At 62.1% G+C, this 21,366-nt stretch carries 21 protein-coding genes; 4 read left to right on the top strand and 17 right to left on the bottom strand.

The features are described from left to right. Nucleotides 1-71: 71 nt before the first annotated feature. The 3 genes from V8P77_RS03945 to V8P77_RS03955 are packed head-to-tail and all read left to right on the top strand — an operon-like array spanning nucleotide 72 to nucleotide 2,166. Nucleotides 72-713 (top strand): amino acid ABC transporter permease, encoded by a 642-nt coding sequence (locus V8P77_RS03945; RefSeq protein ID WP_335910823.1) that lies wholly within the window; start codon nucleotides 72-74, stop codon nucleotides 711-713. Then, entirely contained in the window at nucleotides 710-1,378 is a 669-nt protein-coding gene (locus V8P77_RS03950; RefSeq protein WP_335910824.1) for an amino acid ABC transporter permease, read from the top strand. Before V8P77_RS03945 ends, V8P77_RS03950 begins: the two co-directional genes overlap by 4 nt. Further along, a complete protein-coding gene (locus V8P77_RS03955) occupies nucleotides 1,375-2,166 on the top strand; it encodes an amino acid ABC transporter ATP-binding protein (RefSeq protein ID WP_335910825.1) in 792 nt (263 codons plus the stop codon). The genes V8P77_RS03950 and V8P77_RS03955 overlap by 4 nt, the downstream gene beginning before the upstream one ends. A gap of 51 nt (nucleotides 2,167-2,217) precedes the next feature. Here the strand turns inward: V8P77_RS03955 and V8P77_RS03960 are convergent, their stop codons facing one another. From V8P77_RS03960 to V8P77_RS04000, 9 genes are read right to left on the bottom strand one after another with little or no spacing between them, the layout of a single operon-like run. After that, nucleotides 2,218-2,571, bottom strand: coding sequence for a cupin domain-containing protein (locus tag V8P77_RS03960; protein ID WP_335910826.1), 354 nt, complete (start codon nucleotides 2,569-2,571; stop codon nucleotides 2,218-2,220). Further along, entirely contained in the window at nucleotides 2,564-3,232 is a 669-nt protein-coding gene (locus tag V8P77_RS03965; protein WP_335910827.1) for a cysteine hydrolase family protein, read from the bottom strand. Before V8P77_RS03965 ends, V8P77_RS03960 begins: the two co-directional genes overlap by 8 nt. Then, nucleotides 3,232-4,782 (bottom strand): ABC transporter ATP-binding protein, encoded by a 1,551-nt coding sequence (locus tag V8P77_RS03970; protein WP_335910828.1) that lies wholly within the window; start codon nucleotides 4,780-4,782, stop codon nucleotides 3,232-3,234. Before V8P77_RS03970 ends, V8P77_RS03965 begins: the two co-directional genes overlap by 1 nt. A 1-nt stretch (nucleotide 4,783) precedes the next feature. Continuing rightward, the gene (gene atzD, locus V8P77_RS03975; protein ID WP_335910829.1) at nucleotides 4,784-5,839 is read right to left on the bottom strand and encodes a cyanuric acid amidohydrolase; all 1,056 of its coding nucleotides are present in this window, start codon (nucleotides 5,837-5,839) and stop codon (nucleotides 4,784-4,786) included. Further along, nucleotides 5,839-6,540, bottom strand: coding sequence for a biuret amidohydrolase (gene biuH / locus V8P77_RS03980; RefSeq protein WP_138390292.1), 702 nt, complete (start codon nucleotides 6,538-6,540; stop codon nucleotides 5,839-5,841). Before biuH ends, atzD begins: the two co-directional genes overlap by 1 nt. Nucleotides 6,541-6,551: 11 nt before the next feature. Continuing rightward, nucleotides 6,552-7,568 carry a formamidase gene (locus V8P77_RS03985; RefSeq protein WP_335910830.1) on the bottom strand — a complete coding sequence of 339 codons (1,017 nt, stop codon included), beginning with the start codon at nucleotides 7,566-7,568 and terminating at the stop codon, nucleotides 6,552-6,554. An 11-nt stretch (nucleotides 7,569-7,579) separates the two neighbouring features. Beyond that, entirely contained in the window at nucleotides 7,580-8,506 is a 927-nt protein-coding gene (locus tag V8P77_RS03990; protein WP_033184189.1) for an ABC transporter permease, read from the bottom strand. Continuing rightward, on the bottom strand, nucleotides 8,506-9,633 hold the full coding sequence (locus V8P77_RS03995; RefSeq protein ID WP_335910831.1) for an ABC transporter permease: 1,128 nt from the start codon (nucleotides 9,631-9,633) through the stop codon (nucleotides 8,506-8,508). The genes V8P77_RS03990 and V8P77_RS03995 overlap by 1 nt, the downstream gene beginning before the upstream one ends. A gap of 19 nt (nucleotides 9,634-9,652) precedes the next feature. After that, nucleotides 9,653-10,780 (bottom strand): BMP family ABC transporter substrate-binding protein, encoded by a 1,128-nt coding sequence (locus tag V8P77_RS04000; RefSeq protein ID WP_335910832.1) that lies wholly within the window; start codon nucleotides 10,778-10,780, stop codon nucleotides 9,653-9,655. Nucleotides 10,781-11,119: 339 nt separating this feature from the next. Here V8P77_RS04000 and V8P77_RS04005 point away from each other — a divergent pair, with 339 nt between their 5' ends. Further along, nucleotides 11,120-11,794: a GntR family transcriptional regulator gene (locus tag V8P77_RS04005; protein ID WP_335910833.1), complete on the top strand. Its 675-nt coding sequence runs from the start codon at nucleotides 11,120-11,122 to the stop codon at nucleotides 11,792-11,794. A gap of 83 nt (nucleotides 11,795-11,877) precedes the next feature. Here V8P77_RS04005 and V8P77_RS04010 read toward each other — a convergent pair whose 3' ends face one another. The 8 genes from V8P77_RS04010 to V8P77_RS04045 form a co-directional block, all read right to left on the bottom strand. Next, the gene (locus V8P77_RS04010; RefSeq protein ID WP_131629542.1) at nucleotides 11,878-12,675 is read right to left on the bottom strand and encodes an ABC transporter ATP-binding protein; all 798 of its coding nucleotides are present in this window, start codon (nucleotides 12,673-12,675) and stop codon (nucleotides 11,878-11,880) included. A gap of 11 nt (nucleotides 12,676-12,686) precedes the next feature. Then, on the bottom strand, nucleotides 12,687-13,580 hold the full coding sequence (gene ntrB / locus V8P77_RS04015; RefSeq protein ID WP_131620635.1) for a nitrate ABC transporter permease: 894 nt from the start codon (nucleotides 13,578-13,580) through the stop codon (nucleotides 12,687-12,689). 55 nt (nucleotides 13,581-13,635) lie between these two features. Further along, nucleotides 13,636-14,949 (bottom strand): CmpA/NrtA family ABC transporter substrate-binding protein, encoded by a 1,314-nt coding sequence (locus tag V8P77_RS04020; RefSeq protein WP_335910834.1) that lies wholly within the window; start codon nucleotides 14,947-14,949, stop codon nucleotides 13,636-13,638. A 381-nt stretch (nucleotides 14,950-15,330) separates the two neighbouring features. Further along, nucleotides 15,331-16,242 (bottom strand): ABC transporter permease, encoded by a 912-nt coding sequence (locus tag V8P77_RS04025; protein ID WP_335910835.1) that lies wholly within the window; start codon nucleotides 16,240-16,242, stop codon nucleotides 15,331-15,333. Then, complete coding sequence (locus V8P77_RS04030) at nucleotides 16,239-17,339, bottom strand: ABC transporter permease (RefSeq protein ID WP_335910836.1); 1,101 nt, start codon at nucleotides 17,337-17,339, stop codon at nucleotides 16,239-16,241. The genes V8P77_RS04025 and V8P77_RS04030 overlap by 4 nt, the downstream gene beginning before the upstream one ends. Then, nucleotides 17,336-18,859 (bottom strand): ABC transporter ATP-binding protein, encoded by a 1,524-nt coding sequence (locus V8P77_RS04035; RefSeq protein WP_335910837.1) that lies wholly within the window; start codon nucleotides 18,857-18,859, stop codon nucleotides 17,336-17,338. Before V8P77_RS04035 ends, V8P77_RS04030 begins: the two co-directional genes overlap by 4 nt. Nucleotides 18,860-18,862: 3 nt before the next feature. Then, nucleotides 18,863-19,960, bottom strand: a complete 1,098-nt coding sequence (locus V8P77_RS04040; RefSeq protein WP_335910838.1) for a BMP family ABC transporter substrate-binding protein — start codon at nucleotides 19,958-19,960, stop codon at nucleotides 18,863-18,865. Between the two features lie 25 nt (nucleotides 19,961-19,985). Next, complete coding sequence (locus V8P77_RS04045) at nucleotides 19,986-21,365, bottom strand: amidohydrolase (RefSeq protein WP_335910839.1); 1,380 nt, start codon at nucleotides 21,363-21,365, stop codon at nucleotides 19,986-19,988. Nucleotide 21,366: the final 1 nt, after the last annotated feature.

Below are 21,366 nucleotides of genomic sequence, written 5' to 3' on the forward strand. Positions count from 1 at the left end.
CGCCATCGGTCGGGGCGCAATCTGCCGTGGCATCAGAGTTCACGGCCGCAGCGTCCAGGCAAACACCGCCCATGTCCATCAAGCTTTTCGAACTGCTTCTGCAAGCTGCGATCTACACGGTGACGATCAGCGTGGTTTCTATCCTGATCGGCTTTGCGATCGCCATCGTCATTTCCGGCATGCTGCTTTCGCGACAGCGGCTCTTTGCACTGCCGGCGCGGATTTTCGTCAGCTTCTTTCGTGGCGTGCCGCTGCTGGTGCAGCTGCTGCTGATCTATAACCTGCTGCCGGCGATCGGCATCAACGTGCCGAGCATCGTTGCAGCCATCATTGGTCTTTCGCTGTGTACCGCTGCCTATCAGGCTGAAAATCTGCGCGGCGGATTTTCCAGTGTCCCGACGGGCCTTGTCGAGTCTGGCGAAATGGTCGGCATGACACCCGTTCAGATCTTCCGCCGCATCAAGGCGCCGATCGCCCTGCGCCTGACCTTTCCGGCGCTCGTGAACGAAGCGATCCTTATCCTGAAGGCGTCTTCGCTGGTCTCGGTCGTCGGGGTCGTCGAGTTGACGCGCATGGCCCAGGACCTTGCGGGCAGTACCTTCCTGCCGCTCGAGATTTTCGCTTCCGCCGGACTGATCTATCTCGTCATCAATTGGATCGTTGCCCTTGCGGGCGGCCTGATCGAACGCTCCCTGCCGGGAGTGCCGCGATGACCTTCGACATCAATGTGATTGTCAGCAACTTACCGGACATCCTCAGCGGTGCATGGGTCACCATCGTCATCTGGATCATCACCACCCCGGCCGCTGCCGTGCTCGGCTTCCTTGTCGCCGTCGCCAGACGTTTTGGCGGCGTCATCCTGGACAAGGCGTTCGGCATTGTAATCGCGGTGCTCCGCGGCACGCCGTTCCTCATTCAGATATTCCTCGTCTACTACGGCGGGCCATTCGTCGGATTGTCGCTCGATCCGATCCCGGCAGGCGTCATCGGCCTTTCCATCTACGGCGCGGCTTATTTCAGTGAGATATTCCGCTCGGGCTTTGCCGCCGTCCCGAAGGGACATATCGAGGCCGGGATATGCGTCGGCCTGACACAAGGGCAGATCATCCGACGCATATTGCTGCCGGAGATGACCATGCTGGTGTTGCCGCCTTCGGTCAACATGACGGTCATCCTGATGAAGGAGACGGCCGTGCTGTCCATCATCACCGTGCCGGAGTTGACGGCGACGCTGAGCGCCATCGGCTCGCAGCAATATGCTTTCGTCGAAGCGCTCTTCGTTCTTGCTTTATTTTATTGGGTGCTGGTCGAACTCACCGGCTGGCTCGGTCACCTCGCCGAAACGAAACTCACCAGATTCAGGTTTTTCAACATATGAGCATTCCTGCGATCGCAGTCAAAAATCTCGTCAAGACCTTCGGCAGCTCCACCGTGCTGCACGGCATCGACCTGGATATCGTTCAGGGGCAGGTTTCCTGCGTCATCGGGCCATCCGGATCCGGCAAGAGTACGCTGCTGCGCTGTATGGCCTTTCTCGAGGAATCGACCAAGGGGACGATTACCGTCAACGGCGAGGTGCTTGGCTTTGCGGAAAACGCCAAGGGCGTCCGTGAGCGGGTGCCGGCTGCTGTGAATCGGCAAATTCGATCGCAGATCGGCATGGTTTTTCAGCAGTTCAATCTCTGGCCGCATATGACGGCGCTCGGCAATGTCAGCGAAGCGTTGAAGACCGTTCACAAGATGAGCCGTAGGGATGCCGAGGAGCGGGCAATGGCCCAGCTCGTCAAGGTCGGCCTGGAGGGCAGGGCAGGGCACTATCCGTCGCAGCTCTCGGGAGGGCAGCAACAGCGCGTCGCTGTTGCCCGGGCGCTTGCCCTCAACCCGAAGATCATGCTCTTTGACGAGCCGACCTCGTCGCTCGATCCCGAGCTGACCGGCGAAGTGCTGAACGTCATGCGCGATCTCGCCGCCGAGGGCATGACGATGGTCGTCGTCTCCCACGAGATCGGATTTGCCGCAACGGTCGGCCAGCAGATCGTCTTTCTCGATCACGGCAAGGTGCTGTTCACCGGCCCGCCGCAGGACGTCTTCAAACGACCGAGAAACCCCCGGCTCGAGCAATTTCTGGATACCTATATCGATCGCGGAGCCTCGATGCTGCTTTGACGCTCATGTCCTTGTGGATCGTCGGGCCGATCTCCAAGGCGGGTGCCGGGTTCAGGCAATTTCGTCTTCGAGTATTTTCACGGGCCGGTCCCACTGGATGAGCACGACACAGCCGGTATCGCTCCAGACCGAGTGTTCGCTGCCCGGCGCATTGACGATATAACTACCTCTGATGTAATCGCCCGTCTCGTCGGATTGAACGCCATCGAGCACCAGGATGGTCTCCAGCCCCTCGTGGCGATGGCGGGGAACGGAGGCGCCGGGCTCATATTTCAACAGCGCCACGCCCGGCTGATCGCCCTCGAAGGGGCGGATCCAGTGGATAGTGACGGCATCGCGGAAAGGGCAGAATTCCAACTCCTTCCAGCCGCCTGACGTCAGGCGTTCGCGGGTCGTTTCAGGCATGGGCGATGCTTTCCAAAATGTCGTCGACATGGGCGGTCCAGCCGACGATTGCACCCTGGGCGCGGATCATGGCGATGGCTGCGGCTTTGAATTCGGGGAAATAACTTTCCGTCGCCTCCTCGGCGAGAAGGCATTCATAGCCGCGGTCGTTTGCTTCGCGCATCGTCGTCTGCACGCAGACTTCGGTGGTGACACCGGCAAAGACGAGTTGCCGAATGCCCCTCTGCCGCAGCACGGTGCCGAGGTCGGTCGCGTAGAAGGCGCCCTTGCCGGGTTTTTCGATGACGACTTCGCCCTTCAGCGGAGCGAGTTCCGGAAGAATTGCCGTGCCGGGTTCGCCCGAGATCAGGATGCGGCCCATCGGGCCTTCGTCGCCGATCCTGAGCGCCGGATTGCCGCGGTCGCGTTTGGCCGGCGGCAGGTCGGAGAGGTCGGGCCGGTGGCACTCCATCGTATGGATCACAGGCAGGCCGGCATTGCGGAAGCCCTGGATGAGGCGTTTGACGTCAGGCACGATCCTGGTGATACGGCTGACATCATTGCCGAGGCTGGCACCGAAACCGCCGGGCTCGGCGAAATCGCGCTGCATGTCGATGACGATGAGGGCGAGCTCATCGTGCTTCACCGGAAAGGCGAAAGGCTCTGCCTTGATCTTCGCCATCAATGATGCCCCGCCATGTGGGCGCCGATCACGCCGATATCGGCCGAGCGCGCCGGTGTCTCGTAAACCAGCCTGCCTTCCGAAATGACCATGATGCGGTCGGACATCTCGAGCAGTTCGTCGAGGTCTTCGGAGAGCAGCAGCACGGCGGCGCCTAAATTGCGGGCCTTCATGATGCGGGCGCGGATTTCGGCAACGGCCGAAAAATCGAGGCCGAAACAAGGGTTCGAGACGATCAGCAGATCGACCTCACCCGTCAGTTCGCGGGCGAGCACTGCCCGCTGCACGTTGCCACCCGAAAGGGCTGCGATCGGCGAGGAGGAAGAGGCCGTCTTGACCTTAAAATCGGAGATCAGCGCTGAGGCACGCTTCTTCATGCCGCCCTTGTTCAGCCAGATCGCGTCTTTGCCGTCCAGCCTCAAGTCGAAAGTGCGGAACGCAAGGTTCTCGCTCACGGTCATCTTGGGCGCACAGGCATTCTGCAACGGCTCTTCGGGGATGAAACGCACCTTGTTCTTGCGGGTCTCCTCACGGGTGGCGCCGTAAGTCTCGCCATTGACCATGACCTCGCCGCTATCCGTCGGGCGCTGGCCGGCCAGAATTTCCGTCAGCTCCTTCTGGCCGTTGCCAGATATGCCGGCGATGCCGACGATCTCGCCGGAGCGGACGGTCAGCGCGTCGATCTCGATCGTCTTCAGGCCGGAGCGATCCGGAGCTTTCACCTGGGTCACAGTGAGCACGGATTTGGCCGCTTCCGCCACCGGCAGACGGCTGTCGAGCTCGGCGAGCTTGACGTCGCCGATCATCATCCCCGCCATCTCGGCGGTGGAGAGCTCGCCGACCTTACCGGTACCGACCAGCTTGCCGCGCCGCAGGATCGAGACGGCATCAGCGAACTTCGTCACCTCGTGGAACTTGTGGGAGATCATCAGCACGGTGAGCTCGTCGCGCTCGGTCATCCCGCGGACGATGCCGAGCATCTCATCGGCTTCGGCCGGCGTCAGCACCGAGGTCGGCTCGTCGAGCACGAGGAAGGAGCGGCCGAGATAGAGCTGCTTGACGATTTCGAGTTTCTGTTTTTCGCCGGCCGCAAGCTCGCTCACCGGCCTGTCGAGCGGGATCTTGAACGGCATGCGTTCCATGAACCCCGCCAGATCCTTGCGTTCCCTGGCCCAGTTGATCACCGCGGGTACTTCGGCACGGCTGATGACTAGGTTTTCCGCGCCGGTCAGAGAGGGAACCAGGGTGAAATGCTGGTAGACCATGCCGAGCCCATAGGCCGCGGCATCCTTGGGTGAGGCCACCGCCACCTCGCGGCCGTCGACCGACAGCGAGCCTGACGTGGCGTGATAGAAACCCATGATGCATTTGACGAGGGTCGACTTGCCGGCGCCGTTTTCGCCGAGAAGCGCGTGAAAAGACCCGGCCGGAACGGTGATCGAGACGTTGTCGAGCGCGGTGAAGCTGCCGAAACGCATGGTCATATCGAGCGTCTCGATGCCGACGGCCTTGCCGGCTTGCGGAAGGGGCGTGTCGCGGACTGTGCTCACTTCATTGCTCCTTTTCGACGATGATGGCGACGGGACCGCCGCCGGGCGGACCCTGGTGTTCGGCGCCGCCGGACACATAGAGATCGGTAATGCCGAAGATGCCGGCGAGAACGCCGCCGACGAAGGCACGGGCATGGCGGGTGCCTGCAATATCCGAGTCATCGAGCATCGTGTGGCGCCTGCCGCCGATCCTGCCGGACGGGTCCGGCTCGGCCTTGGCGAGAACCGCCGCCAGCCGGCTGTTTTCCGGCAGGCGTTCGCGGGCTTTCCTGACGGAATGCGCGTCGATCGCATCCCGCATGACCGCGTGGTCGATCGACAGCGGACCGGACCATTTTGCGCTCATGCCGAGGACGATGATTTCGTGATCGGTGAGTTCGACCCCGGACGAGGTTGAGGCGCAGCGGGAAAAGAGATCGAAACGTGTGCAGATGTCGGCATCGTTGATCGATGTCGCATCTATCTCGCTGAGTGCCACGGCGACGCCGAGAGCCGAAGCGCCGCGCGAGAGGCCCATGGATTTCAGCGTGTCGTGGGTTGCGACCGTCCTGCCTGCTGCCTCGGCCTCGGCAATCCGGCGCGAGGTGAGCAGCGGACACTTGATCTGCACGAAATGGGCATCGGCGGGATCATCGATGCCGGCATCCCTCATCGCGGACTTCACGCCTTCGGCAACGAGCAGGATCTGTTCCCGGCGCCCGAGATGTTCGGGGGGCAGCGCGGGGGTACGCGACACACCAATGGCCAGCGCCCGTTCGCCCGGGGTTTCTACGGTTTCACGCGCAAAAACCGTCCAATGCGGCGAGAGCGCACCCTCGGTGCCGCCGGACATGATGATCGAGACGCCGTCGACGCCATATCTACTGAACAATGTCTCGAAGCTGCGGGTGGCATAACCGCGGGTAAAATCATTGACGCAGCCGTTGCCTTCCGTCTTGCCGAGAACGGCGACGATGTTGTTCGCCTGAAGGCCGCTGGCAAAGAGCGCCTCGACGCCGGCAACATCATCGGGGCCGTCGGCTGGCACGCGAAAGACATGGGCACGCAATGACGGCATCAGGGCAGCGCCTCGACTAGAGCCGCGGAATTGGAGACCGAGCCGAAGACGCCGCCCTGCATCTTCACCATCTTGATGGCGGCGAGATGGTTTCCGTAGTCGGTCGCACCGCAGCAATCCTCCAGAAGCAGGCATTCGTAGCCGCGGTCGTTCGCCTCGCGCATCGTCGTCGAGACGCAGACATCGGTGGTGATTCCGGTGAGGATAATGTTCTCGATGCGCTTCTGGTTAAGGATGAGTTCGAGATCGGTGGCGCAGAACGAACCCTTGCCGGGCTTGTCGATGATCGTCTCGCCTTCGATCGGGTAGAGCTCGGGGATAATGTCCCAGCCGGGTTCGCCGCGCGTCAGGATGCGGCCGCAGGGGCCGGGATCGCCGATGCCGGCGCCGATGCGCTGCGAGCGCCAGCGTTTGTTGGCCGGCAGATCGGCGAGGTCGGGGCGATGGCCCTCGCGGGTGTGGATGATGTGGTAGCCCTTGGCCCGCATGGCGGCCAGCACACGCTTGATCGGTTCGATCGGCGCCTGCACCAGCGACAGGTCGTAGCCCATATGGTCGACATAACCGCCCTTGCCGCAGAAATCGGTCTGCATGTCGATGATGATGAGGGCGGTGTTATCAGGCCTCAGAGCGCCGTTATAGGGCCACGGATACGGATCGGCGTCGATAAAATGCCCTTTGGTGTCGACCATCGCGTCCATCATTCTCTCTCCTATTCCGCGGCAGGTTTGAGGGGTTCGCCGTAACGGCGCATCGGCTTGTCAAATCCGCAGGACGTGCCGTCCTTGACCTTTATCTCGTCTTCCCATGGCAGGCGGTATTTGCCGGCGACGAGGTCGTTCATGTAGGTGTAGGGCGCATCCTGGGCGCCGCCGTCGACGGCGACGTAGCCGCGATGGCCGAACTGGTAGATATTGTTCTCCACCCCCCAGCCAAGCCGGGCCTCGCGCACCAGGTCAGGACGCACCTCGGCGGTGATGATCTCGTTGGGCCGGCCGGATGTGCCGTGGGCGATGATCGCGCCGTCGAAATTGCAGATCATGCCTTCACCCATGGAATCGAAGGTGCCGTCCGAACCGCACATGCAGACATTGGCGGTAACCATCAGGTTGCAGAAGGCGTTGGCCTGGTTGGTGAAGCGCCAGGCGTCGCGGATCGGCGCCGTGTAGCCGGCCGTGCGGATCATGATTTCGGCGCCCTTATAGGCGCATTCGCGCGCCATCTCCGGGAACATGCCGTCATGGCAGATGATCAGCGCGAGCTTGGCGCCCCGCGGACCCTCGATGACAGGGATGCCAAGATCGCCGGGCTCCCACGGCTCGACGGGGATCCAGGGATGCATCTTGCGGTAATAGAGCTTCAACTCGCCCTCACCGTCGATGACAATGCCGGAATTGTAGGGCATGCCGCCAGGATTCAACTCCATGATCGAGAAGCAGCCCCAGATCCGGTTGTCCCTGCAGGCTTGCCTGAAGGCCGCGACCTCCAGCCCGTCGAGCGTGCACATGATCTCCGGATTGATGTCCATGGAGAGGCCGTGCAGCGCGTATTCAGGAAAGACGACGAGGTCCATGCCCGGCTGGTTGCGCCGCGCCTTGGCCACCAGATCGACGATCACCTGCGTCTGTTTTGCCAAGTCCGCTTTGGTGACAGTCACCGGCAGCTGGAGCTGAACGAGGCCGATGCCGACACCGTGTTCGGATTTGTTGAGACCGCCAAGTCCGTTCATCGGAAGCTCCGTTATTTCGTGAGCGACAGCGCGCCCGGCGCACCGGCGAGCGAGCGGGTGGGCGAGGAGGTGGCGATCAAGATGACGAGGGTGAGCACGTAAGGCGCGGCGTAAAAAAGGTAGTAGCCTTGTGTGACGCCGACCGATTGCAGCGCCGGGCCGAGCGCGCCAGCGCCGCCGAAAAGCAGGGCAGCGAGGAAGCAGCCGATCGGGTTCCAGCGGGCGAAGATGACGAGGGCCACGGCCATCAGGCCCTGGCCCGACGAGATGCCTTCGTTCCACGAGCCCGGATAATAGAGCGAGAGATAGGCGCCGCCGATTGCCGCCAGCGAACCGCCCACTGCTGTTGCCAGCAAGCGAACCCGGTCCGGGTGGATGCCCATGGCCCGGGCGGCGTCGGTGCTGTCGCCGACGACGCGCAGGATCAGGCCGATGCGGGTGTTCTTGAAGGCCCAGAACAGGAAGAGGGCAAGGGCCGCGCCGATGAAGAACAGCACGTTGATATTGAGCGCCGCCTGGATCTGTGGAGTGCTCGACCAGCCGCCGAGCGGGATCGAGGGCAGTTTCGGCGCCACCGGCTGGATGAAGGATTTGCCGAGGAAGAACGCCATGCCGAGACCGAACTGCATCATGGCGATGCCGATGGCGATGTCGTTGACCTTCGGGAACTTGCAGATCCAGCCGTGGATGAGGCCGAAGATCGCGCCTGCCACCATTGCGGCCAGCACGCCGAGGGTCGGAGAGCCGGTCATGACGGCCACCGCATAGGCCGTCATGGCGCCGAAGACCAGCGTGCCTTCCAGGCCGAGATTGATGCGGCCGGAGCGCTCGGTGATCGTCTCGCCGAGGCTGACGAAGATGAAGGGGGTGGAAACACGGATGGCGCCGGCGAAGATCGCCAGCGGCACGCCCCAGATGCCGATGCCTGTCTCTTCCATCAGAGGCTCCTTTTCCAGAGGTCGGGATTGAAGATCTTGAAGCGGCCGTAGAAGGTCTCGCAGAAGAGAATGACGATGAAGAGCGTGCCCTGCAGCACCAGAACCGTCGCATCCGGCAGGCCCATACGCCGCTGGATGAGGCCGCCCGAGGCGTCGATGCCGCCGAGCAGGATCGCCACCGGAATGATCGCCAGCGGATTGTGCCTGGCGAGGAAGGCGACGAGGATGCCGGTATAACCGTAGCCGGCGGCAAGCGAGGCATTGGCACTTCCCTGCACCGCCGCCACTTCGATCATGCCCGCCAGGCCGGCAAAACTGCCGGCAAGCGCGGTAAATCCGGCGATCAGCTTGCCGACCGGCAGTCCCTGGATCTGGGCAGCGCGCACGTTGCCGCCGGCGATGCGGGCGGCAAAACCGTAGCTCGTGGCCTCGATCACGATCCAGGAGACCACGCAGGCGAGGATGCCGATGACCAGGCCCCAATGCACGTCCATACCGGGAATATTGCCGAGCATGTATTCCGCCGGCAGCGGCCTGGTCGACGGTTTGTTGAGGCTTGCCGGATCGCGCAGCAACCCTTCGACGAACTGGTTCATCAGGGCAATGGCGATATAGGAGAGCAGCAGCGACGAGATGGTTTCGTTGACGCCGCGATAGTGGCGTAGAAAACCGGCAAGGCCGATCCAGATGCCGCCGACCACCATGGCGGCGATCGCCATCAGAATGAGGGTGAGGAAGACAGGCGCGGTGCCGGCGAGCGGCAGAGCCATGGCTGCGGCGGCAACGCCGCCCAGCACGACCGCTCCTTCCCCGCCGATGATGACGAGGCCGAGACGGGCGGGCAGGGCGACGCAGAGTGCCGTCAGGAGAAGGGGTGCGGCACGACTTAAGCTGTTCTGCACCGAAAACCAGCTGCCGAAGCCGCCGGTGTACATCAGTTGGAAGAGGGTGGCCGGCGACTTGCCGACCGCCAGGATGAAGAGGGAGAAGAGCGCAAGACCGATCAGGATGGCGGCAAGACCGATGCAAACAGGCTCGGTTCGCCGCGCGATCCATTCGAGGACGGGGCGCAGGGAAGCCGGTTTTTCCACGATGGCTATTGCGGGATCATTGGCCTCGATGGTCATGGCGCTTCTCCCTCGCGGTTTATGCCGTGGACCCGACGACGCCCTCGACCAGATAATTCATGCTTTCGAGCTCGATCGCATCTTCGGCGTAGCTCTTGTCGGCGGTGACGACGGTATCGCCCTTGTTGTCCTTCAACGGTCCCTTGAAGACCGGGAAGCCGCCCTTCATCATGTCGGCCTGCGTGGCTTCGAAGGCCTTGCGGCCCTCGGCGGACACACCGGGGCCGAGTGCGCTCATCTTCACGAAGCCGTCCTTCAAGCCGCCGCGCACGAAGTTGCCGAGCTTTTCGCCGGCCTGCGCCTTCTTGACAAAGTCGCTATAGACGTTGCCCCAGGCCCATTCGGCGCCGGTGAGGTATTTTTCGGGAGCAAGCGGGCTCTGGTTGGCGTGATAGCCGCAGACGAAGGCGCCGCGGCCGGCAGCCGTCTCGACGACCACTTTGGGGCTGTCGACATGGCAGGTGATGACGTCGGCGCCCTGGTCGACCAGCGCATTGGTGGCTTCGGCCTCCTTGACGGCGAGCGACCATTCGCCGGTGAAGATCACCTGGCAGGTGATAGAGGGATCGACGCTGCGGGCGCCGAGCAGGAAGGCGTTGACATTCTGCAGAACCTGCGGGATCGGCTTGGCGGCGACGAAGCCGATCTTCTTGCTCTTCGTCGCATAACCGGCGGTGATGCCGTTGAGATACTGGCCCTGGTTGATGAAGCCGAAGTAGGAGCCCGTGTTGGCCGGGTTCTTGCCTTCCTGCCAGAGGCCGCCGCAGTGGCGGAACTGGATGTCGGGATGTTTAGCCGCCACGGCCAGCATGTGTGGGTCGAAGTAGCCGAAGGAGGTCGGGAAAAGCAGCGTTGCGCCATCGAGGTTGATCATGGATTCCATCGTCTTCTGGACATCGACGGTCTCCGGCACGTTCTCTTCCTCGACGACGGTGATGCCAGGCAGCGCCTTGATGATGGCGGCACCTTCGGCATGCGCCTGGTTGTAACCATAGTCATCCTTGGGGCCGACATAGATGAAGCCGACGGTCAGCGCGGCTTGGGCTGCGGCGGAGGAGGCGATCAGGCCCGGCATGGCGCCGGCAAGCGCACCGGCAGCGGAAGCCTGGAGGAAATTGCGGCGGTTCATGGAAAGGAGTTTGGTCATCGGAATGCTCCTTGCGGCGCTGGGCCGGTTGTGAACGGGTACAGAAAAGTGCATGCAATGCATGTGCCAGAAATTAATCTATTGTTTTTTATAGTTTATTCGTTACCGCAAGACTTGCACATTGCAAAGTGCATACAGATTGATCGAATTCTTGCGTAAAAAGTAATCAATAGATATTTCTTGTTCATTATGACTGCGCAGTTGGCACAAAGTCGAGTCACCCGAGGTATTTCGGGCATCAGAAAGTGAAAATTTAACAATATCTTCGCCGCCCGATTTGACTTATCGAGTCTCGAACTGCATCTGTATGCAGAATGTTGACGTGAGCAGATTCGTATCGTGAAGCAGACCAGGCGCAGAGAAGTGATCCGTACCGGAACCACCGTCGAACAGATGGTGCGGGCGATTGCCGACATGATCGTTACGGGTGAACTCCTGCCGGGCGCGAAGCTGGACGAGGTGTCGCTTGCGGCTCGTTTCGACGTTTCGCGCACGCCGGTACGCGAGGCTCTGCGTGAGCTGGGCGCCATGGGATTGATTGCGCGCGAGCCGAACCGCAGTGCCGTCGTGACCAATGTCACCGAGGCCTATCTGCATTCGATGTTCGAGGCGATGGCGGAGCTCGAAGCGATCTGCGCCAGGCTCTCGGCCGAGCGTATGACGGTCGATGAACGGCGCGCGCTGGAGCTAGAGCATCGGGGATCGGTGAGGCTCGTGCATGCCGGCGCGGAAGAAGAATATTCGGCTCACAATACCGAATTTCACACCCGGCTTTATCGCGGCGCGCATAATGATCATGTCTTCGAGATGGTGACTCAGACACGAGCGCGGCTTGCGCCTTTTCGGCGGGCGCAGTTCCGCCTGCCCGGGCGTCTGGCAAAATCCTATGAGGAGCACGGCCGGATCGTCACCGCGATCATGCGCGCGGACACAGCCGCCGCAGGGCAGGCGGCATATTCCCATGTGGAAATTGTCAGCGATGCCAGCGCGGTCTTTGCAACGCCCGGGGAATAAAGAGAGTGCGACGCCTGAGATCAGGCGCCGCTACGAAGGCGAGAAAACCAAGGCCGGCAAACGCCGAGGTTATGTCCCGGTCTCTACTCCGCCGCTTCGATGAAGCGGTGGCGTTCGTAGAGGAACTTCAGCACGGCTTCGCGGCATTTGAGATATGTCCGGTCGGAGGCGAGTTCGATGCGATTGCGGGGACGGGGCATGGTCACATCGAGCACTTCGCCGATGCGGGCCGCCGGGCCGTTGGTCATCATCACGATGCGATCGGACAGCAGCACCGCCTCATCGACATCATGGGTGATCATCACCATCGTGTTGCCGAGCCGGGCGTGGATCTCCATCACCGCGTCCTGCAGATGGGCACGGGTCAGCGCATCGAGCGCGCCGAAGGGTTCGTCGAGCAGCAGGATCTTCGGCTCCATTGCAAGCGCGCGGGCGATGCCGACGCGCTGTTTCATGCCGCCTGAAATTTCCGAAGGCCGCTTATCCCTTGCATGCGCCATCTGCACGAGGTCGAGATTGGCCATCACCCACTCATGCCGCTCGGCCTTGGTCTTCGTTCGGCTGAAGAGTTTGGAGACGGCGAGATTGACGTTCTCGTAGACCGTCAGCCAGGGCAGCAGCGAATGGTTCTGGAAGACGACGGCGCGCTCCGGACCGGGTCCGTTGACCTCTCGGTTTTCAAGCAGCACGGCGCCTGCCGAAACCGGCGTTAGGCCGGCAATGAGGTTGAGCAGGGTGGACTTGCCGCAGCCCGAATGGCCGATGATCGAGACGAATTCGCCCGCGGAAATCGTCAGGTTGATGTCCTTCAGGACCTCGGCGCGCACGCCACCCCGATCGAAATGTTTGTCGATATGATCAAGCTTCAGATAGGCGTTCATAGGTGCGTTCCTCAGTTGGCCATGGCGCCGCGGGTGATGAGTTTGCCGAGTGCTGCCACCAGCTTGTCGAGGGCAAAGCCGACGATGCCGATATAGGCGAGCGCGACGATGATGTCCGGAAGGCGCGACGAGTTCCATGCGTCCCAGATGAAGAAGCCGATGCCGACGCCGCCCGTCAGCATTTCGGCCGCGACGATGGCGAGCCAGGAGAGGCCAACGCCGATCCTGAGGCCGGTGAAGATGTAAGGCGCTGCCGAAGGCAGCATGATCTTCCAGAAAAACTCGAACTGGTTGAGGCGCAGCACCTCGGCGACATTGCGGTAATCCTGCGGGATATTGCGGACGCCGACGGCGGTGTTGATGATGACAGGCCAGATCGAAGTGATGAAGATCACGAAGATCGCCGATGGGTTGGAATCCTGGAAGGCTGCGAGCGACAGCGGCAGCCAGGCGAGCGGCGGAACCGTACGCAGCACCTGGAAGATCGGATCGAGGCCACGCATCGCCCAGACCGACTGACCGATGATCGCACCGATGATGACGCCTGTGACCGCGGCAAGCCCAAAGCCATAGAGAACGCGCTGCAGCGAAATGAGCACGCGCCAGCCGAGCCCGATATCCTGGGAGCCATAGTTGAAAAACGGATAGGCGATCAGGTCATAGCTATCCTGCCAGACCCGATGCGGCGATGGCAAAGACGCATCCGCCGACGAACAGAGCACCTGCCAGACGAGCAGGATGAGTGCCAGAACGACGACTGGCGGAACGACGTTGCGAAGGGCGGTCAGTGCCGCTCGACGAAAATCGATCCGCGATCCGTGCTTGCCGGAAAATGGCAAAACCTTTGCCGCCGGCGTGGCAGAGGCGGCCATGGAGGGATTTTCTTTATTTGCCAGGGCGGACATCAACGTGCTCCTCACGTGAATGAAAGGCCGGCGCGCTGTCGCGCGCCGGAGCGGGTCACGAGACAGCCTTGATCGAAAGGCTGTCGAGATAGGCCGAGGGATTTTCAGGGTCGAAGACCTTGCCGTCGAAGAAAGTCTCCTTGCCGCGAGAAGACGATGCGGGAATATCGGCCGCTGCGACGCCGAGATCCTTGGCGGCCTCGCGCCAGATGTCTTCGCGGTTCACCTGGTTGACCAGCGCCTTGATGTCGGTGCTCGCCGGCAGATACCCCCAGCGGATGTTTTCCGTCATGAACCAGCTATCGTGGCTTTTGAACGGATAGGAGGCGCCGTCTTTCCAGAACTTCATATAGAGGTCGGTGGCTTTGACATCGCGGCCGTTGCCATAATTGATGTCGCCCTTGAGGCGGCCGAGCACGTCCTTCGTCGGAACGTTGAACCATTGGCGCTTGCCGAGGATGTCAGCCATCTCCGCCTTGTTGTCCATGCTTTCGCACCACTGCTGAGCCTCCATGACGGCCATCAGCAGGGCCTTGGCAGCATTGGGATTCTTTTCGATCCACTCGGCGCGCAGTCCGAGCGCCTTTTCAGGATGACCCTTCCAGAGCTCGCCGGTCGTGGCTGCGGTAAAGCCGATGCCCTGGTTGACGAGCTGCTCATTCCACGGTTCGCCCACACAGAAGACGTCCATGTTGCCGACCTTCATGTTGGCAACCATCTGCGGCGGCGGCACGACGATGGTCGAAACGTCCTTGTTCGGATCGATGCCGCCGGCGGCGAGCCAGTAGCGGATCCAGAGGTCATGGGTACCGCCCGGGAAGGTCATGGCAGCCTTGATCTCCTTGCCCTCCGCCTTCTTTTTCTCGAATGCCGCCTTCAGCTTGGAGGAATCGAGCTGCACGCCGGTCTCGGCATACTCCTTGGCGACGGAAATACCCTGGCTGTCGAGGTTGAGCCGGGCGAGGATGGCCATCGGCACCGGCTTGTTGTTCTGCGTCACCTTGCCGGTATGCATGAGATAGGGGAGCGGCGACAGGATATGCGCACCGTCGATGCCGTTTGCGGCACCGCCCAGCACGAGATTGTCGCGGGTCGCACCCCAGGATGCCTGTTTGGCCACATCCGTTTCCGGCAGACCATATTTGTCAAAAAAGCCCTTTTCCTTGGCGATGATCAGCGGTGCGGAATCGGTGAGAGCGATAAAGCCGAGCTTGGCACCTTTCACCTCAGGGCCTGCTCCGGCTGCGAAGGCGCCGGACGGAAAGGCAGCCTTGACGGCGCCGATGAGGGCAGCCGCTGCGGTCGTCTTGAGCATGCTGCGGCGGGTCATGCCGGTTGTCGAAATCCCAGTCTGCAAATTCTTTGTCATGCGCAGGTTCCCTCTGCTGGCTGAATTTGGACACAAAAAAACGCCGCCGGAAATTGCGTCCAGGGGATGGGAGAATCCCGGAGCAAAGACCTTGCGACGTCGGTGTCTATTGTAGGCGCTTATGCCGCGCCTATCTGCGCCGGTCGCCATTGACCGATGCTTCTCAGAACCTGCAAGCAGCGTGCCAATTCTGATGGATGCTGGTATCAGCCTGAAGTAAAACGATAAATCCAAGGAATCCGCGGCTGCCTATAACTTAGGCATACCCGTTTTATGCCGACCTTTTGTGCGATTGCTGCTATGGTCGCAGTCGCGAGAGCAACTATTTGTGCAGCGCACGCGCGCGGCTCGGCCGCCGCGCTGGTACCCGCAAAGCCGAGATTATCGCTCGAATGGTTCTCCGAGCGAAGCGACGCCGTTCAGTTTGAGCAGGCGGCGGTCGGCGGAGATGATGCCGAGCACGATGATCGTGACGAGATATGGCAGGCTCGAGAGCAGTTGCGAGGGAACGTCCAGTCCGGTTGCCTGGGCTGCAAGCCCCATCAGCGAGACCGCGCCGAACAGGCAGGCGCCGAGGAAGATACGGCCGGTGAGCCAAGTCCCGAAGACGACGAGGGCAATGGCGATCCAGCCGCGCCCGGCAATCATCCCGTCGGCCCAGAGCGGCGTATAGACCACCGACGCATAGGCGCCGGCGAAGCCGGCCATCGCGCCGCCGAAGGCGATGGCGAGAACGCGGACTGAGATTACCGAATAGCCGATGGCGTGAGCGGCCTTCGGATTCTCGCCGACGGCGCGGACGATAAGACCAAGCTTGGTGTAGGCAAATATGCCCCACAAAGCCAGGGTCGCTACGAGTGAAATCCACACGACGATGTCCTGGACGAAAAGACCGCCGACAACCGGCAGTTCCGAAAGCCCCGGAAGTGCGAGTTTTGGAAGTCCCCTGACCGTGAGGCTTTCATAGGTCTTGCCGAAAAGCGCGGAAAGACCCTGGCCGAGAATGCCGATGGCAAGGCCCGCTGCCACCTGGTTTGCCCGGAAACCCAGCGTGACGAAGGCAAAGAGCAGCGAAAGGACCGCACTGCCGAGCCCGGCGACGACGAATCCCAGAAGATGTCCGCCGCCCTGGTAGACGATAATGAAGGCGAGCACGGCACCGAAGGCCATCAATCCCTCGACCCCGAGGTTGAGGACGCCGGCGCGCTCGGCCACCATTTCGCCGAGGGCTGCCAGAAGAAACGGGGTCGCAGCCGCGAGCATGCCGGCAAGAATGAACTCGATGGCGTTCATGATGGGCTCCGGTGGGCGGCGCGGCGCCATTCAAGGCGATAGCGCACGAAGGCGACGGCGATCAGGTAGGCGAGCAGCAGGCTGCCCTGGAAGACGCGGACGGCGGCGATCGGCAGGTTGGCCGAGACCATGGCGTTGTCGCCACCGATATAGATGACCGCCATGACCAGCGCCGAGACCACGATGCCGATCGGATGCAGGCCGCCGAGATAGGCGACGATGATGGCCGCATAGCCATAACCGCTCGCGACCGAGCGCTGCAGCTGGCCGAGCGGGCCGGCGACTTCGGCGGCACCGGCAAGACCGGCCGCAAAACCGCCGATCAGCAGCGAAAGCCAGATCGCCCAACCTTCCTTAAAGCCGGCATAGCCGGCAGCCCGTGGCGCCAGACCGCCGACCTGCAGCTTGTAACCGATGAAACTCCTCTGCATGAAGACCCAGGCCGCGACCGACAGAGCGAGGGTGATGAGGAATGAGACATTGACGCGGGTACCGGCAATCAGGGTCGGCACCATCGCATCGTACTGAAACATCACCGACTGGGGGAAGTTGAAGCCATTCGGATCCTTCCAGGGGCCGAGCAGCAGATAGTTCAGCAGTTGCGCCGCAACGAGGCTCAGCATCAAAGAAACGAGGATCTCGTTGGCGTTGAGGTGTACGCGCCAGAAGGCGGTGAGAGAAGCCCAAAGTGCGCCGCCGATGGCGCCGAGCAACAGCATCGCCGGCCAGATCCACTGGCCCGTCGCTTGCGGAAACCAGACCGGAATGGCAGAGGCGAAGATCGCCCCAAGGATGAATTGGCCTTCGGCGCCGATGTTGAAGACCTTGGCGCGAAAGCCGATCGCCAGCCCCTGTGCGATCAAAAGGAGCGGACCTGCCTTCAAAAGCACTTCCGAAAATGACGCCCAGGAAAGGAAGGGCTCGAAAAGCATCGCATAGACAACCGCGACAGGGTCGCGGCCCATCAAAACGTAGAGGCCGAGATTAAGTGTGATCGCTCCCCCCAGCGCTATGACAGGTGCGCACAGGGCCGCGGCAAGCGAAGCGCGCTCCCGGCGGACCAGGGTGGGAACGAAAGCAAGGGACCAAGCGCTCATATACGGACTTTCTCGGGCGAGGCTTGTGCCCCGATCATGTATCGGCCGATCTCTTCGGGCTTCGTGTCCCGCGTTGCGAGCGGCGGGCTGAGCCGGCCGTGATGCAGCACCTGGATGGAATCGCAGAGCTCGAACAGTTCTTCCAGCTCCTCGGAAATGACGAGGATCGCCATGCCCTGATTGCGCAATGCGACCAGACGACTGCGGATGGCGGACGCGGCGCCGATATCGACGCCCCAGGTCGGCTGCGCCAGGAAAAGCAATTTGGGAGACAGCATGATTTCGCGACCAACGATGAACTTCTGCAGATTGCCGCCGGACAGCGTGCCGGCTTCCGCATCCGGGCCAGGTGTGCGGACATCATACTGACGGATGCAATCATCGGTGAATGCCAGCGCCCGCGCCCTGTCGACGAGACCGTGCCGCAAAAGCTTGAGCGGATGGGCCGTCAGCAGGCTGTTGAGGACGAGCGACATTTCGGGCACGGCGCCGCGTCCGAGCCGGTCTTCCGGAACGAAGGCAAATCCGAGCGTCCGCCGCGCGGCGGCATCGAGCCTGCCGACATCCATCCCCATCATGTAGATCCGGTCGCGCTGGTCGCGCCCCAGCACCGTCTCGCCTGAAATCAACGCGGCAAGCTCACCTTGACCGTTGCCCGAAATACCGGCGATCCCGAGGATTTCGCCGGCACGCACCTCGAGGCTGATGCCGGAGAGCGGCACTGCAAAGGGATCGTCGGGCTGATGATCCAAACCGATGATCTCCAGCCGCTTTTCGCCGCCAGACAGTGGCAGCGCCGACATCGGCGTCGGCATGTCATGGCCGATCATCATGCGGGCAAGGTCATGGGCATCATGTTGACGCGGGTCGACATCCCCGGTCACCCGTCCGCCGCGCAGGATCGTCGCCCGGTCGCAGATCGCTCGGATTTCCTCGAGCTTGTGGGAGATCAACAGGATGGAAACGCCGCCGTCGCGCAGCCGACGCAGCGTGTCGAAGAGCCTCTCCACCAGTTGCGGCGGCAGGACGGAGGTGGGCTCGTCGAGGATCAGCAGCTTCGGATTGGTCATCAGGCTTCGGATGATCTCCACCCGTTGCCGTTCGCCGACGGACAGCGCATGCACATGGGCAAGCGGGTCGACTTCGAGGCCGAATTCCCGTCCAAGCGCCCGAATACGTTCCTTGAGCTCAGCCTTGCGGCCCGGCACGACAAGCCGAATATTCTCCAGGACGGTCAGGGTCTCGAACAGCGAGAAATGCTGGAAGACCATGCCGATGCCCTTGCGCCTCGCCTCGGCAGGGGAGGCGAGGCGCAACGGGTTTCCTTCCCAGATGACCTCTCCGCCGTCCGGTTGCTCGACGCCGTAGATCAGCTTCATCAGCGTCGATTTTCCCGCCCCGTTTTCCCCGAGGATCGCATGGATCGATTGCGGCGCCACGTCCAGATCGATGGCCTGATTGGCATGGATCTGGCCGTAGCTCTTCGAAATGCCGCGCAGCGACAGGAGCGGGGCGGTCATGACTTATTTCGGCAGCGGCGTGGACACGCCCTTGACGTGCCAGTTCATGGCGATGATCTCGGGGTCGGCCATGGTCGCACCCGATACGACAGCTTCGCTGCCGTCGGCCTTGGCGATCGGCCCGGTAAAGGGCGAGAAACTGCCGTCGGCGATCTTTACCTCGATCTCCTTGATCTTGGTCATCACGTCAGCCGGAATATCAGGATTCCAGTCGACCACTTCGACGACCTTGTCGGCAACGCCGAGGAAGGCATTGGCGCCCTTGAACGTGCCGGCGAGATGGGCATCGACAGAAGCCTTGAAGAACGGCGACCAGTCCGTCGCGATGCAGCCGAGATAGGTCTTCGGCGCATATTTCTTCATCGAGGAATTGAGGTTGAAGGCGTAGACGCCGGCTTCCTCACAGGCCGAGATCACGGACGGCGTGTCCTGGGCGTTGGAGAAGATCACGTCGCACTTCTGCGCGATCAGCGCCTTTGCGGCTTCCTGCTCCTTGGCCGGATCGAACCAAGAGTTCACCCAGACCACCGAGACCTCGATATCGGGCTTGACGGCCTGGGCGCCGAGCGTAAAGGCGTTGATCGAGGTAATGAGCTCGGGGATGGCGAAGGCGGAGACAGAGCCGAGCTTGCCGGTCTTGGAAAGTGCTGCCGCAGCCATGCCGAGCAGGTAGGTACCCTGGAAATATTTGGCGGCGAAAGGCGAGAAGTTCGGAGCGACCTGGAAGCCGGAGGCGTGCAGAACCGTGACGCTCGGATCGCGGCGGGCGATCTGCAAGGCGCCGTTCTGATAGCCGAAAGAGCCGGCGACCAGGAACTTGTTTCCGTCGGCGACCGTCTTGTTCATGATGCGGTCGGCGTCCGGGCCTTCCGCAATATTCTCAAGCACGGTGACCTTCACCTTGTCGCCGTAAGCGGCCTTGATCGGCTCGAGACCGGCGGCAAGCGCATGCCCCCAGCCAACGTCGCCGACGGGCGAGGGGATTACCAGCGTGATGCCGAGCGGCTCGTCGGCGGCCAAAGCAAGCCGGCTGCCGAGCACGCCGGCAAGGCCGGTGGCGGCAGCGGCCGTCATCAGATTTCTGCGGGTCAGTTTGGTCATGTTCTCAGTTCCCTCTTTTGGTTTTTCAAAATTCCACGGTGGATAGTGCGGCCTCGGCATCGGCAGCCAGCTTGGCCTCGTCGAGCCCGGGAAATTCGCCCTTCTGCCAGACGATGCGGCCATTGATCATGGTCATGTCAGTCGCCATGCCGATGCCGACGCGGGCAATCAGGCTCAGCGGATCGTGGCGCGTGCCGACATAATCCATGCGCCGAGTGTCGATCGCAACCAGGTCGGCGGCCATGCCGGGCGCAAGCCGGCCGATATCGCGCCGGCCGAGCAGGCTGGCACCGCCGGTCGTGCCGTAGCCGAGGAAATCGACCGGCGGCGGCACCGGATGGGCACGGCTGGAAGAGACGAGGCATTGCAGCATGTAGGCGGAGTGCAGGCAGTGCATCAGGTTGGAATTGTCGTTGGAGGCAGCGCCGTCGCAGCCGAGGCCGATGCGCAGGCCGAAGGCGGCCATGGCGGGAATGTCGGTAACCTCAGCGCCGACCAGATAAACCGGTTCCGGGCAATGCGCGACGCCGGTGCCGCTGGCCGCCATCTTCCTGAGTTCGTCGTGGTTGAGCTCCCAGCAATGGGCATAGAAGGTATCAGGCCCGGCAAAGCCAAGTTCTTCCAGATAGTCGACCGTACGCATGCCGTGGCGCGCCTGAATGACCGGGCTTTCGCCTTCGCCGACATGGGTATGCATCATGACGCCGCGATCGCGCGCCAATGCCACCGATTCCAGGAAAGTCTCGCGGTAGCAATTGACCGGCTGACAGGGTGCCACCACGACCTGGCGCATGCTGAAGGGGCTGGTATCGTGATAGGTGTCGATCAGCCGGGCGCAGTCGGCGATGAATTCGTCCGTCGTTTCCAGCATCTCGTCGGGAATGGTCGAGCCTTCCGACTTCGGCAGGGTATTGCCGCCGCGACCGGCATGGAAGCGCATGCCGAGCAGCTCGGCAGCGTCGAACTGGCGGTCGATCAACCGCTTCCCGGCATGCCGGGGGAAATTGTACTGGTGGTCGAAGGCCGTGGTGCAGCCATGCTTGATCATCTCGGCCATCGCCGTGACGGAGGCGTGGTAAAAGCACTCCTCGTTGAGTTGCGAAAAAATCGGGTAGATGCGGTCCAGCCACTCGATCACCGAGAGTTTCGTCCAGTCAAGATCGGCACGGTTGCGCACGAAGCACTGGAAGAAGTGATGATGGGTGTTGACGAGGCCCGGATAGACGAACCAGCCGGCAGCATCCTGAGCGGTCGTGCCGGCAGGCAGCGCGTCCGCCCCCAGATTTTCGCCGATCGCCACGATCGCCGGACCGTTGGTCAGGAGATCGACATTGCGATGGACGACCGGTCCCTTGCCCTCGTCGACGATCACGGCTGCGCAGTTCTTCAGGAGATATCCAGCCACT

The organism is Rhizobium aouanii (assembly GCF_037002925.1).
Classification (GTDB): domain Bacteria; phylum Pseudomonadota; class Alphaproteobacteria; order Rhizobiales; family Rhizobiaceae; genus Rhizobium; species Rhizobium aouanii.

Bases quoted from the DNA above. Each gene is read 5' to 3' on its own strand.
- V8P77_RS03945 (WP_335910823.1), top strand. From the start codon at position 72: ATGTCCATCAAGCTTTTCGAACTGCTTCTGCAAGCTGCGATCTACACG.
- V8P77_RS03950 (WP_335910824.1), top strand. From the start codon at position 710: ATGACCTTCGACATCAATGTGATTGTCAGCAACTTACCGGACATCCTC.
- V8P77_RS03955 (WP_335910825.1), top strand. From the start codon at position 1,375: ATGAGCATTCCTGCGATCGCAGTCAAAAATCTCGTCAAGACCTTCGGC.
- V8P77_RS03960 (WP_335910826.1), bottom strand. From the start codon at position 2,571: ATGCCTGAAACGACCCGCGAACGCCTGACGTCAGGCGGCTGGAAGGAG.
- V8P77_RS03965 (WP_335910827.1), bottom strand. From the start codon at position 3,232: ATGGCGAAGATCAAGGCAGAGCCTTTCGCCTTTCCGGTGAAGCACGAT.
- atzD (WP_335910829.1), bottom strand. From the start codon at position 5,839: ATGCCGTCATTGCGTGCCCATGTCTTTCGCGTGCCAGCCGACGGCCCC.
- biuH (WP_138390292.1), bottom strand. From the start codon at position 6,540: ATGGACGCGATGGTCGACACCAAAGGGCATTTTATCGACGCCGATCCG.
- V8P77_RS03985 (WP_335910830.1), bottom strand. From the start codon at position 7,568: ATGAACGGACTTGGCGGTCTCAACAAATCCGAACACGGTGTCGGCATC.
- V8P77_RS03990 (WP_033184189.1), bottom strand. From the start codon at position 8,506: ATGGAAGAGACAGGCATCGGCATCTGGGGCGTGCCGCTGGCGATCTTC.
- V8P77_RS03995 (WP_335910831.1), bottom strand. From the start codon at position 9,633: ATGACCATCGAGGCCAATGATCCCGCAATAGCCATCGTGGAAAAACCG.
- V8P77_RS04000 (WP_335910832.1), bottom strand. From the start codon at position 10,780: ATGACCAAACTCCTTTCCATGAACCGCCGCAATTTCCTCCAGGCTTCC.
- V8P77_RS04010 (WP_131629542.1), bottom strand. From the start codon at position 12,675: ATGAACGCCTATCTGAAGCTTGATCATATCGACAAACATTTCGATCGG.
- ntrB (WP_131620635.1), bottom strand. From the start codon at position 13,580: ATGTCCGCCCTGGCAAATAAAGAAAATCCCTCCATGGCCGCCTCTGCC.
- V8P77_RS04020 (WP_335910834.1), bottom strand. From the start codon at position 14,949: ATGACAAAGAATTTGCAGACTGGGATTTCGACAACCGGCATGACCCGC.
- V8P77_RS04025 (WP_335910835.1), bottom strand. From the start codon at position 16,242: ATGAACGCCATCGAGTTCATTCTTGCCGGCATGCTCGCGGCTGCGACC.
- V8P77_RS04030 (WP_335910836.1), bottom strand. From the start codon at position 17,339: ATGAGCGCTTGGTCCCTTGCTTTCGTTCCCACCCTGGTCCGCCGGGAG.
- V8P77_RS04035 (WP_335910837.1), bottom strand. From the start codon at position 18,859: ATGACCGCCCCGCTCCTGTCGCTGCGCGGCATTTCGAAGAGCTACGGC.
- V8P77_RS04040 (WP_335910838.1), bottom strand. From the start codon at position 19,960: ATGACCAAACTGACCCGCAGAAATCTGATGACGGCCGCTGCCGCCACC.